The 12,683-nt window shown below is 57.0% G+C and carries 6 protein-coding genes and 1 pseudogene; 4 read left to right on the plus strand and 3 right to left on the minus strand.

The genetic code is table 11. From position 1 onward, the window contains the following. Window positions 1-64 precede the first annotated feature (64 nt). Complete coding sequence (locus tag LDN84_RS11465) at window positions 65-691, minus strand: response regulator transcription factor (protein ID WP_223912705.1); 627 nt, start codon at window positions 689-691, stop codon at window positions 65-67. Continuing rightward, window positions 688-3,240, minus strand: a complete 2,553-nt coding sequence (locus LDN84_RS11470; protein ID WP_223912706.1) for a PAS domain-containing sensor histidine kinase — start codon at window positions 3,238-3,240, stop codon at window positions 688-690. The genes LDN84_RS11465 and LDN84_RS11470 overlap by 4 nt, the downstream gene beginning before the upstream one ends. 157 nt (window positions 3,241-3,397) lie before the next feature. On the opposite strand from LDN84_RS11470, the gene aceE reads away from it, so the two are divergent. From aceE to LDN84_RS11490, 4 genes and pseudogenes are all read left to right on the plus strand, one after another. Beyond that, on the plus strand, window positions 3,398-6,109 hold the full coding sequence (gene aceE, locus LDN84_RS11475; protein WP_223912709.1) for a pyruvate dehydrogenase (acetyl-transferring), homodimeric type: 2,712 nt from the start codon (window positions 3,398-3,400) through the stop codon (window positions 6,107-6,109). Window positions 6,110-6,184: 75 nt separating this feature from the next. Continuing rightward, window positions 6,185-7,930: a dihydrolipoyllysine-residue acetyltransferase gene (gene aceF / locus LDN84_RS11480; protein ID WP_223903604.1), complete on the plus strand. Its 1,746-nt coding sequence runs from the start codon at window positions 6,185-6,187 to the stop codon at window positions 7,928-7,930. After that, on the plus strand, window positions 7,927-9,777 hold the full coding sequence (gene lpdA, locus LDN84_RS11485) for a dihydrolipoyl dehydrogenase (protein WP_223903605.1): 1,851 nt from the start codon (window positions 7,927-7,929) through the stop codon (window positions 9,775-9,777). The genes aceF and lpdA overlap by 4 nt, the downstream gene beginning before the upstream one ends. 158 nt (window positions 9,778-9,935) lie before the next feature. Next, window positions 9,936-10,019: pseudogene (locus LDN84_RS11490) on the plus strand (transposase); the annotation flags it as partial. A 6-nt stretch (window positions 10,020-10,025) separates the two neighbouring features. Here LDN84_RS11490 and LDN84_RS11495 read toward each other — a convergent pair. Next, complete coding sequence (locus LDN84_RS11495) at window positions 10,026-12,557, minus strand: cache domain-containing protein (RefSeq protein WP_223903606.1); 2,532 nt, start codon at window positions 12,555-12,557, stop codon at window positions 10,026-10,028. Window positions 12,558-12,683 lie beyond the last annotated feature (126 nt).

Consider the following 12,683-nt stretch of genomic DNA (forward strand, 5'->3'; position numbering starts at 1 on the left):
AATAAAAAAGCCCGCTTGTCCTTATGGGGCGGGCGTAAGCAGCTATGTTAAATAAAGCAAATATTCAACCTTTGACGGCATTGGGCCCCAATGCGATTTTGAGCAGGTCTGCGACTGTGTTGGCACTGAGTTTTTCCATGATGTTGGCGCGGTGCGCCTCCACCGTTTTGATGCTGATGCCCAGGTCATCGGCAATTTGCTTGTTCAAACGGCCCGCCACAATGCGTTCCAGCACTTGCGATTCACGCAATGTCAGACGAGCCATGAGGGCATCGCGGTTGACGGCATTCTGGTATTCAGCGAAAGATTCTTTGGCCTGTTCCAGCATACGCTCAACCAAGGGCAGCAATTGCTGTTCGTCAAAAGGCTTCTGGATAAAGTCCATGGCACCTTTTTTCATGGTGTCTACGGCCATGGGCACATCGCCGTGACCGGTAATAAAAGCCAATGGCAAGGGCGAGTGGTTTTCAATCAGACGATTTTGCAATTCCAGGCCTGTCATGCCATCCATGCGGATGTCCACGATCAGACAAGCCACTTCACGGGCATCAAAGCGGCTCAGGAACGACTCGGCAGAGTCAAAGCAACGAACGCGGTAATCCTTGCCCTCAAGCAGCCATTGCAATGAATCGCGAACCGCCTCATCATCATCAACGACGTAAACCGTACCTTTTTTGGGGATCAAACTCATGGTGCAACCTGCAATGTGTGTGGTTCAGAACGCTTTGTGGGCGTAGCCGAAAGGGGGTCTGCAATCGGTATCCAGAAGGTAAAGCAGCAGCCCGTTATGACTTCGCCATTGTAGATGTTCTCCGCTTTCATCCAGCCCAGGTGAGACTCCACTATGGAGCGACATAACGACAGCCCGATACCCATGCCTTCTGCTTTGGTGGAGTAAAAAGCCTCATACAAGCGCGTCATGACTTCTGGCGCAATACCACCACCGGAATCACTCACCATAAATTCAATGACCCGCTTGCCGGATACTTCAGCTGGTGCAACACTTAATTTGACAATTCTTTGAGCGGTTGGTCTTTGTGCGGTATCCACCGATTCGGCCGCATTCTTCAACAGGTTCAGCAGCACCTGCTCAATCAAAATCGGATCAACCAGCAAGCTCGGCATGCCTGGTGCCACGTATTGCGTCAGTTTGACATTGCGCCTGCGCAGCTCAATTTCTGCCAGTTCCACCGCCTCTGAGACCAACGCATCCACATTGGCAATGGTGCGGTTGGGCTCACTGCGTTTCACAAAAGAGCGGATGCGCTGAATGATCTGACCTGCCCGAAAGGCCTGACGCGCGGTCTTTTCAAGTGCCCCCAGCAGCTCCTCTTTGGTGATTTGATCAGCCTTGATGCGTGAAACCATGCCGTTGCAATAGTTGTTGATGGCGGTGAGCGGCTGGTTGAGTTCATGCGCCACGCTGGAGGCCATTTCGCCCATGGTGATCAGACGGCTGGAGGTTTGGGCACGCTCGGCCTGGATTTCGGACTGCTCTTCCGCCACCCGCCGGGCGGTGATGTCGGTGGCAATCACCATTTGTGCCAGACGGCCATCCACCCAGCTCAGGTAACGGGTGCGTACCTCCAGCCAGCGCCCCAGACTGCCCAGATACACCTCGGCACTTTCAGTTTCTTTGTCTGACAGCTGATCGGTGGGAAGGCCCGCAAAAGCGTCCACCGCATCTTTGGTTTCATCACTGGCCACCGGACTGGGCACGCCTGCTTCTTCTACCAGTTGCAAATGCCCGCCCGCTTGTGTGCCGAACCACAGGCGGTAGAGCTTGTTGGCAAACAGCAATTCATCCGAACCCAAGGGGGCAACCGAGATGGACGCATCCAGCGCTTCCAGCACCGTGGTGAAGCGTTCATGGGATGCCGCTAGCTGGTCGCGTACCCGATTGGGTTCGGTGATGTCGGTCATGGAGGTCATCCAGCCGGTTTGCTGTCCAAAGGCATCAATCAGCGGTGAGACATACAAACGTGCGTCAAACAGTGAATCGTCTTTACGTTTGACCCTGAACTGGATGCCACCAGGCTGAATCCTTCCCTCAATTTCTTCGCGCAAGCGCATTTTGAGAATGTCGAAGTCTTCATCTGGCCAGTAGGGGAAGGGGGCTGTTTTGCCAACCAGTTCTTCTTCAGCCCAGCCAGTCATACGACAAAACGCATTGTTGACATAGGTAATGCGACCCTGCATGTCCAAAGCCCGCATACCGGTCAGCATGGAACTCTCCATGGCACGGCGAAATGCCGTTTCCTGCACCAGGGCATCTTGTGCCTTGATACGTTTACGTGTGTGGCCCCAATTAGCCAGCAACAACCAGGCGGTGATGGCACTGAGCACCATCACCAGCCAGAACAGGCCGCTGCCGATGACCCCCAGCGAGGTCCGGTACGCCAAACCGCGCACGGTCATGCCATTACCGACGGGTGACAACGGCATCTCATGGGTGTTGACCGGGCTGGACCAGGGTAACAAATGCCGTTTGAGCTGGCTTTCCGAGACGGTTGCACCCGCCAGCAAATTGCCCGCGGCATCATGAAACGACAAAGCGTATTTGGAGGTGAGTTCCTGCGGCACCCCGTAGCGGTAAATGGCATCGATGGAGTATTCGATGAGCAAGTCGCCTTTGAAGCGGGCCTTGTCAATCAACGGCAAATGTAATTGCAAGACCGCTGACTGGTCTGGTTGTGCCTTGGGAGTGGAGTAAATCGGCAATAACAAATCACGCGCCATTTCATAGTTGGTGTGTGTGTCATTGGCTTTCACGAAATCACCTTTGGACAGATGAAATTGCGGCGCAGCGCTGGCGGTGTGATAGCTGACACGCACCTTGGCATGCTCATCAATCCAGGTCAGTGCTTGCACCTCTGGAAACAGGTTGACCAGAGCTTCGCCCCGTGTTGCAAAGTCGGCATGGCTGATTTCCCGGCTGGAAATTTCACGCGCAAAACGCATCAATTGTTCTTGTTGCTCTAACAAGCGCAGGCGCAGACGCTGCTGGGTGTATTCCACATCGCGGTTCACCGCCTCGCGCTCGCGCGCAACTTCTTCAAGGCGCAAATAGGCAAAAGCAGACAGGATGGCAACCAGAAACAGCACCACCGCAGCCAACGGGGCCAAAACCGCAAAACGATCCTGACGCTGCGGCGATTGTCTGGCCCACCAACGTTTGATGGGCGCTGCGGGTGTTTGCTTGAGGTGCTCCAGTGGGGCGAACAGGGGTATCAATGGCATTCATGAAGTGTAGATGCTTGTAAAGCACACATAATTTCATATTGTGAATAATAAAAACACAATTTGAAATTTCATAAGAATGGTTATAAAATAATTTCAACCTTCAAAAGGGCTATTTCGCCTAACATCAAACCGCTTTACAACAACGGAGACAAGCATGTCAGCATCACCCGCAAGCCCTTCAGCGCCAACCCCGCTAGATATGGACACACAGGAAACCCGTGAATGGATGGATGCATTAAGCGCCGTCATTGAGAGTGAGGGCCCCGAGCGCGCCCACTTCTTGTTGGAACAATTGCTGGAGCACGCCCGTCAAAGCAGCATCGACATGCCGTTTTCAGCCAACACTGGTTATGTCAACACCATCGAAACCGACAAGGAAGAACGCTGCCCCGGCAACATCGAAATTGAAGAGCGCCTGCGCGCCTACATGCGCTGGAACGCCATGGCCATGGTGGTCAAGGCCAACCGCCATCACCCCGAAGATGGTGGCGACCTGGGTGGCCACATCGGTTCATTCGCTTCGCTGGCCCACATGTTTGGCGCGGGTTTTAACCACTTCTGGCATGCTGAGAGCGAAAACCACGGCGGTGATTGCCTCTACATCCAGGGCCATGTGGCTCCCGGTGTTTACGCCCGCGCTTATCTGGAAGGCCGTTTAACAGAAGAGCAATTGCTGAATTTCCGCCAGGAAACCGGTGGCAAGGGCTTGTCGAGCTATCCACACCCCAAACTGATGCCTGAGTTCTGGCAGTTCCCCACGGTGTCGATGGGTTTGGGCCCGCTGATGGCGATTTACCAGGCGCGTTTTCTGAAATACCTGCATGCCCGTGGTATTGCCAACACTGAAAACCGCAAGGTCTGGGTGTTCTGCGGCGACGGCGAGATGGACGAGGTCGAATCCTTGGGGGCGATTGGTCTGGCTGCGCGTGAAAAACTCGACAACCTGATTTTTGTCATCAACTGCAACCTGCAACGCCTGGATGGCCCGGTACGTGGCAACGGCAAGATCGTGCAAGAGCTCGAAGGCGAATTCCGTGGCTCCGGCTGGAACGTGATCAAGCTGCTATGGGGCAGCAACTGGGACCCACTGCTGGCCCGAGACAAAGACGGCGCATTACGCAAAGTCATGATGGATACGCTGGATGGCGACTACCAGGCCTTCAAAGCCAACGACGGGGCTTTTGTGCGCAAAAACTTCTTTGGCCGCGACCCCAAAACCGCCGAGATGGTGGCCAAGATGAGTGATGACGACATCTGGAACTTGCGCCGTGGTGGCCATGACCCGCAAAAGGTCTACGCCGCCTACCATGCGGCGGTCAACCACAAAGGCCAGCCCACCGTGTTACTGATCAAAACTGTCAAAGGTTTTGGCATGGGCAAGAGTGGTGAAGGCAAAAACAACGTGCACCAAACCAAAAAACTCACGGATGATGACATCAAAGCCTTCCGCGACCGCTTCAACATTCCGATCCCTGACAGCCAGTTGGCCAGCATTCCGTTTTACAAACCGGCTGATGACACCCCCGAGATGCGTTACCTGCACGAACGCCGTCAAGCGTTGGGTGGCTACCTGCCGCACCGCCGAACCAAGGCAGATGAGTCGTTCACCGTACCCTCCATCGAAACCTTCAAGGCAGTGATGGAGCCTACACCCGAAGGGCGTGAAATCTCCACCACCCAAGCCTATGTGCGTTTTATCACTCAACTGCTGCGTGATCAGGCTTTGGGCCAGCGAGTGGTCCCCATTCTGGTGGACGAGGCGCGCACCTTTGGTATGGAAGGTTTGTTCCGCCAGATTGGCATTTACAACCCGGCAGGCCAGCAGTACACCCCGGTCGATAAAGACCAGGTCATGTACTACAAGGAAGATGTCAAGGGCCAGATCCTGCAGGAAGGCATCAACGAGGCCGGTGGCATGGCCAGCTGGATTGCGGCGGCCACCAGCTACAGCACCAGCAACCGCATCATGGTGCCGTTTTACGTCTACTACTCGATGTTTGGCTTTCAGCGTATCGGCGACTTGGCCTGGGCGGCCGGTGACATGCAGGCGCGCGGCTTCCTGCTGGGCGGCACCTCCGGGCGCACCACGCTCAACGGCGAAGGCTTGCAGCATGAAGACGGCCACAGCCACATCCTGGCTGGCACCATTCCCAACTGCATCAGCTACGACCCGACCTTTGCCCATGAAGTGGGTGTGATCCTGCACCACGGCCTCAAACGCATGGTGGAGAAGCAAGACAACGTCTTCTATTACCTGACCCTGCTGAACGAAAACTACGCCATGCCCGGCCTCACCCCTGGTACCGAAGAGCAAATCATCAAAGGCATGTACCTGTGCAAACCGGGTGCAGAAGGCTCTGCTGGCCCACGTGTGCAACTGCTGGGTTCGGGCACCATCTTGCGCGAAAGTTTTGTAGCGCAGAAGCTGCTGGCGGTGGACTGGGGTGTCACGGCAGACGTGTGGAGCTGCCCCAGCTTCAACGAACTGGCCCGTGACGGCCAGGCCTGTGAACGTGACAACCTGCTGCATCCGACGGCCGAGCCGCAAGTGCCGTTTGTGGCCCAACAGTTGGCGGCACACGCTGGCCCGGTGATAGCTTCCACCGACTACATCAAGGCCTATGCCGAGCAGATTCGTTCCTTCATCCCCAAGGGCCGTACCTACAAAGTGCTGGGCACCGACGGTTTTGGCCGCAGCGATTTCCGCTCCAAATTGCGTGAACACTTCGAGATCAACCGCCATTACATCGTGGTAGCCGCCCTGAAAGCCTTGAGCGAAGACGGTGTGGTGCCCGTGAGCAAAGTGGCTGAAGCCATTGCCAAATATGGCATCAACACCGACAAGGTGAACCCGCTTTACGCCTAAGCACAGAAGCAAGCACTTGCAGGACCGTGTGGCGCGTGGCGTTGCGCTGTCCTGAACCAAATCAGGAGACACAACATGGCAATTATTGAAATCAAAGTCCCCGACATTGGCGACTTTTCTGAAGTGGCAGTGATCGAGCTGCTGGTCAAGCCGGGCGATACCGTTCGCGCCGAGCAAAGCCTGCTCACCGTCGAATCCGACAAAGCCTCAATGGAAATCCCCTCCAGCCACGCTGGTGTGGTGAAAGAACTCAAGGTGGCCTTGGGTGACAAAGTGAGTGAGGGCAGCCTGGTGCTGCTGCTGGAGGTGGCGGCTGAGGCTTCCGTACCCAATCAGGCTGTAGCGCCCGTCAATCAAGCGCAGACAGCTGCTACTTTTGTAGCGCCTGCGGCTGCAGCGCCAACTTCCACATCCAATCAGCCTCTAGCGCCTGTCCCACAAGCGCAAGCAGCTACAAATTCTGCAGCAAGTGGCCTGATTGAAATACGTGTGCCTGACATTGGCGACTTCAAAGACGTGACGGTGATCGAGGTCATGGTCAAGGCGGGTGACACCATCAAGCAGGAGCAAAGCCTGATCACCGTCGAGTCTGACAAAGCGTCGATGGAAATCCCCTCCAGTGCTGCCGGTATCATCCAAGAACTCAAGGTCAAGCTCGGCGACAAGGTCAACATTGGCGACTTGCTGGCCATTCTGGAAGGCGCTGCCCCGGTGGCAGTCGCCTTGCCAGCCAGCGCACCCGTTGCCGCAGTTTCTGTACCCAATGTGCCTGTAGCGCAGGTAGAACAAGCGCAAGCAGCTACACCTTCTGTAGCGCCAGTCGCTGTGTTGACTGCACCTGCCCACCAGCCTGGTGGCAACACACTGGGCTTGCCCCATGCCTCGCCCTCAGTGCGCAAGTTCGCCCGCGAACTGGGCGTGCCACTGGCTGAAGTCAAAGGCACCGGCCTCAAAGGCCGTATCACGGATGCCGACGTACAAGCCTTCACCCGCTCGGTGATGAGTGGCGCGGTGCAAACCGTGGCCATTGCCGCCCAGCAAGCCAGCAAACCCGCAGCATCAACGGCAGCCGCCAACGACGGCGCTGGCCTGGGCTTGATCCCTTGGCCCAAAGTGGACTTTGCCAAGTTCGGCCCGATCGAGCGCAAAGAGCTCAGCCGCATCAAGAAGATCAGCGGGGCCAACCTGCTGCGCAACGCCATCATGATTCCGGCTGTCACCAACCATGACGATGCCGACATCACCGACCTGGAAGCCTTCCGCGTCTCGACCAACAAAGAGAACGAGAAGAGCGGTGTCAAGGTCACCATGCTGGCTTTCCTGATCAAAGCCTGCGTGGCAGCCCTCAAGAAATACCCCGAGTTCAACAGTAGCCTGGATGGCGACGCGCTGATCTACAAGCAGTATTACCACATCGGTTTTGCGGCAGACACGCCCAATGGCCTGATGGTGCCGGTGATCAAGGATGCCGACAAAAAAGGCATCTTCCAGATCAGCCAGGAGATGAGTGATCTGGCCAAAAAGGCGCGCGACGGCAAGCTGAGTCCGGCTGAAATGTCTGGAGCCACCTTCACGATTTCCAGCCTGGGTGGCATTGGCGGGCGCTACTTCACGCCCATCATCAACGCCCCTGAGGTTGCCATTCTGGGCGTGTGCCGTTCCACCATGGAACCCATCTGGGACGGCAAAGCCTTTCAGCCGCGCCTGATGCTGCCCCTGTCACTGACCTGGGATCACCGCGTGATCGACGGCGCGGCAGCCGCCCGCTTCAATGTGTATTTGGGCCAAATTTTGGGCGACTTCCGGAGGGTTTTACTGTGAGCATCATCGACATCAAAGTCCCCGACATTGGCGACTTCGCCGAAGTCACCGTGATCGAGCTGCTGGTCAAACCCGGCGACACCATCAAAGCCGACCAAAGCCTGATCACCGTCGAGAGCGACAAAGCCTCGATGGAAATTCCTTCCAGCCACGGCGGCGTGGTGAAGGAACTCAAGGTCAAACTCGGCGACAAGGTTTCCGAAGGCACGCTGCTGCTGGTGGTGGAGGCTGCAGGTGATGCTGCAGCTCCCATTTCAGAACAAAAACAGCCTGTAGCCCTCGTTGTACCTGCGCAAGCAGCTACGCAATCTGTAGCACCTCCCGCTGCACCCCCCGTCCCCAATGCCGCCAGCTTTGGCGGCACGGCTGATCTGGACTGCGACCTACTGGTCCTGGGCGGTGGTCCCGGCGGCTACAGCGCCGCCTTCCGCGCCGCCGACCTTGGCCTCAAGGTCGTGGTGGTGGAGCGCTATGCCACCCTGGGCGGTGTCTGCCTGAATGTCGGTTGCATCCCGAGCAAAGCGCTGTTACACGTGGCCGCCGTGATGGACGAAGTGGCCCACCTGGGCGACCTGGGTGTGGACTTTGGCAAACCGGTGGTCAACGTTGACAAGCTGCGCGGCCACAAAGAGAAGGTGATTGCGAAACTGACCGGCGGTCTGGCCGCCATGGCCAAGATGCGCAAGGTGACCATCGTGCGCGGCTACGGCGCGTTTGTCGGGGCCAACCATGTCGAGGTCGAAGAAACCAGCGGCACCGCGCAAGAAAAAACCGGCAGCAAGAAGGTCATCGCCTTCAAGCGCGCCATCATCGCCGCCGGTAGCCAGGCCGTGCGCCTGCCCTTCATGCCCAATGACCCACGTGTGGTGGATAGCACCGGTGCCTTGGCATTGAAAGAAGTCCCCAAACGCATGCTGATCCTGGGCGGCGGCATCATCGGCCTGGAAATGGGCACGGTCTACAGCACCCTGGGCGCACGTCTGGATGTGGTCGAAATGCTCGACGGCCTGATGCAAGGTGCTGACCGTGATCTGGTCAAGATCTGGCAAAAGATGAACGCGCCACGGTTTGACAACATCATGTTGAAAACAAAAACTGTCGCCGCCGAAGCCACACCCGAAGGCATCAAGGTCACGTTTGCACCGGCAGAGGAGGGCGTCAAGGTGCCCGAGCCGCAAATCTACGATCTGGTGTTGCAGGCGGTTGGTCGCACACCCAATGGCAAGAAAATCGCCGCCGACAAGGCTGGCGTGGCCGTCACCGACCGTGGCTTCATCAATGTCGACATCCAGATGCGCACCAATGTGCCGCACATCTTCGCCATCGGCGACATCGTCGGCCAGCCCATGCTGGCGCACAAGGCGGTGCACGAGGCGCATGTCGCCGCAGAAGTCATCGCCGGTGAATTACAAGGCAACAAGGAATTGGCAGCCGCCGCCTTCAACGCCCGCGTCATCCCCAGCGTGGCCTACACCGACCCCGAAGTGGCCTGGGTTGGCCTCACCGAAGATCAAGCCAAGGCGCAAGGCATCAAGGTCAAGAAGGGCCTGTTCCCCTGGAACGCCTCAGGCCGCGCCATCGCTAATGGCCGCGACGAAGGGGTCACCAAGTTGCTGTTCGACGACAGCCCCGAAGCCCATGGCCACGGCAAGATCCTGGGCGGCGGCATGGTCGGCACTCATGCGGGCGACATGATCGGCGAAGTGGCGCTGGCGATTGAGATGGGTGCGGATGCCATCGATATCGGCAAGACCATTCACCCGCATCCGACGCTGGGGGAAAGCATCGGTATGGCGGCGGAGGTGGCGCATGGGTCTTGTACTGACGTGCCGCCAGCGCGCAAGTAGTTCGAGTCTGATTCCAACGCAAAGCCCGAACTGGCAACGGTTCGGGCTTTTTGCTGTCTGACAGGTGCACATGGATCTGCGTCCAACGAGCGTTCCCCAAATACCTCGAATGTGCATCTTCGCCCATGGCTTTGCGCCCGCTCGCTGTGCTCGTTGTTGCGGTGGCCTTCATCCATTGTTTTGGCTCCAGCCTCAACGAGCATGTTCACTTCCAGGTCTGCGTGGTTGACGGAGTCTGTGAGGTTGCGTTATTGCGCCCGGTCCCCCTTGCCATGGAGATGCGCCGATGTGTCTTCGGTGGGGGGCTGCGTGACCGGCAGGTACACCCGGAAGGTGCTGCCCTTGCCCACCTCACTGTGGACTTCGATCCGGCCATGGTGTTTGTGCACGATGCTGTAGGACACCGACAAGCCCAGTCCTGTTCCTTTGCCGATCGGCTTGGTGGTGAAGAAGGGGTCAAAAATATGGCTCAGCTGCTCTGCTGGAATGCCCTTGCCGGTGTCCGCAATGTCGATCCACACTTCCTGTTCCTGCGTGCCCGTGCAAATGGTGATGATGCCTTTTTCTTCGATGGCTTGGGCGGCATTGATCAGAAGGTTCATGAACACCTGATTCAACTGCGACAACAGGCACTGGACTAGTGGGAGCTGACCATAGTCTTTGACCACCTCGCATTTGTATTTGAGTTCGTTCCACACCACTTTCAGGGTGCTTTCGAGGCCGGTGTGGATGTTGGCAAAGTCCCAGTCATCTTCGTGACTGGCATGGGCGAAATCTTTCAGGCTCTGGACGATGTTCTTGACCCGGGCGGTGCCTTCGTGCGATTCGGACAGCAAGTTGATAGCGTCTTCGCGCAGAAACTGCAGGTCGATGTGCTCCTTGAGCGACCGTAACCCAACCAGCAGTGGCACCACAGAGGAGGCGAGTGCTTCTGCGCCGGGCTGGCTGGGGTGCACGAGCGTTTCCAGCTGCTCATAGGCGTCTAGCAATTCGAGCAACTCCTTCACATACCTTTCCAGGGCGTACAGATTGGACGAGACAAAGCCGATGGGGTTGTTGATCTCGTGCGCCACGCCCGCCGCCAGCAAGCCGATGGAGGCCATTTTTTCTGATTGCAGCAGCTGGATCTGGGCTTGCTCCAGCTTGTGGTTTGAGGCCAGCAGTTCGGTGTTGATCCGGCTGACCTCGACCATGGCTGTGCGCACTTCATCCTCCGCCAGTTGGCGCTCGGTAATGTCACGTCCCTCGGCAATCAACTGTTCAACCCGGCCATGACCATCGTGCACCGGCTTGAGGGAAAAATCGATATGGCGCAGCGAACCCTGGCCGCCCTGCGTAGAGACTTCAAAACGAACGAAATTACCCAGGGCCGCCTGCGCTATCGCCGCCTTCAGCTTCGTCTGCTGCGCAGCAGAGTGCTGCCACCAGGGCGTTGTCCAGAGCGGCTTGCCAACCACATCCGCCAGCTGGAGGCCCAAGGCATCGAGGGCGGTCTGGTTGGCATCACGCAGCATGCCATCGGGGCTCAGAATGCCGATGAACTGGAAGGCTTGGTCAAAGATGGCGTGAAATTTCTCCTCGTTTTCGCGCAGTTGTTCTGTGACCCGCTTGATCTCGGTGAGGTCGATCATGGTCGCCACATAGCCGGAGATGATGCGGTGTTCGTCCAGCACCGGGGCAATGTTGGTGAGAACCGGAATAAGTCGGCCATCCTTGGCCCGCCGCAGAACTTCACCATGGAACAAGCCGGACTGGCCCGCCATCTGGATCGCGTCTTGCGGACTGCCGGCCTCGTTCCCAGTGACTTCCAGCAGGCTGATGGGCTGGCCAATGACTTCCTCCAACTGGTAGCCGAACAGTCGGGTAAAGGCCGGATTGATATAAGAAAAATGCAGATCAGCTTCCACCAACGAGATCGCTTCATGCGATTGTTTGAGCGCTTCGCCGAGCCGCCGGTTCACCCTTTCTACCCGCTTGCGGGTTGCGGAAACTTGCATCAGGCGGTCCAGTACCCCGGAGCGGGCGGGGCGGGATATCGGACCGTTCGTGGCCTGCAAGGAAATGGGGGTGTCAAGATTGCCACTCGCCAGATGGGTGGCAATGGTGACGGCCTTGTCCATGTCGCCGCCGACTCGGTGCAGTACCAAAGTGCGCAGCCTGAATCCGATATAGATGTAAAGCAGCCCCAAGCCTCCAATGATGCTGATGAGGTACCACAGCTGCTTGCGGAAAGTGGCCTCTATATCGTCCATATAGACCCCCGAGCCGATGATCCAATGCCAGGGTACAAATAATTTGACATAGGACAGCTTGGGTTGTACGGAGCTGGCCCCTGGCTTGGGCCAAACGTAGCGGACATAGCCGCTGCCCAGACGCAGAGCCGTGTCAACAAAGTCCGCAAAAAATTTCTTCCCTTCCGCATCCTTGAAATCGGAGAGGTCTTTTCCTTCCAGTTCCGGCATGATGGGATGCATGAGCATCAAATGCTGGGTGTCGTTGATCCACAGGTAATCATTTTGGCTTGTGCGGATCTGGCGAATCGTTTCCCTGGCCTTTGTCTGCGCCTCGACGCGCGTCAACGTGCCACGGATTTCAAGTGCATGGAAATCATTGATCAGACTCAGTGCGATCTCGACCCGCTCGCGAACTTCAAGTTGCTTGCTGGCCACCAGTGAGGAGTGGAATTCCGACAGAAACAGCACTGAAAGACCAAGCATGCCAATGATGCCGATGGCAGACATCAGCTGCAGCAAGCCTTTCAAGCCAAATTTATGCGTCATGTCGCCATTCGTGGGTTTTGCATAATGAAATTGTGGCTAGCATAACTTGCCCGTTATCGGCGTGTCCAGGTTTTTTCCAGTATTTAATAGGTCGCGGATTCAAGTACGAAGTGCACCATTTGATAA

This window comes from Rhodoferax lithotrophicus, assembly GCF_019973615.1.
Classification (GTDB): domain Bacteria; phylum Pseudomonadota; class Gammaproteobacteria; order Burkholderiales; family Burkholderiaceae_C; genus Rhodoferax; species Rhodoferax lithotrophicus.

What these genes read in the sequence shown, in the direction of transcription:
- aceF (WP_223903604.1), top strand. Translation starts at nt 6,185, where the DNA reads ATGGCAATTATTGAAATCAAAGTCCCCGACATTGGCGACTTTTCTGAA.
- aceE (WP_223912709.1), top strand. Translation starts at nt 3,398, where the DNA reads ATGTCAGCATCACCCGCAAGCCCTTCAGCGCCAACCCCGCTAGATATG.
- LDN84_RS11465 (WP_223912705.1), bottom strand. Translation starts at nt 691, where the DNA reads ATGAGTTTGATCCCCAAAAAAGGTACGGTTTACGTCGTTGATGATGAT.
- LDN84_RS11470 (WP_223912706.1), bottom strand. Translation starts at nt 3,240, where the DNA reads ATGCCATTGATACCCCTGTTCGCCCCACTGGAGCACCTCAAGCAAACA.
- LDN84_RS11495 (WP_223903606.1), bottom strand. Translation starts at nt 12,557, where the DNA reads ATGACGCATAAATTTGGCTTGAAAGGCTTGCTGCAGCTGATGTCTGCC.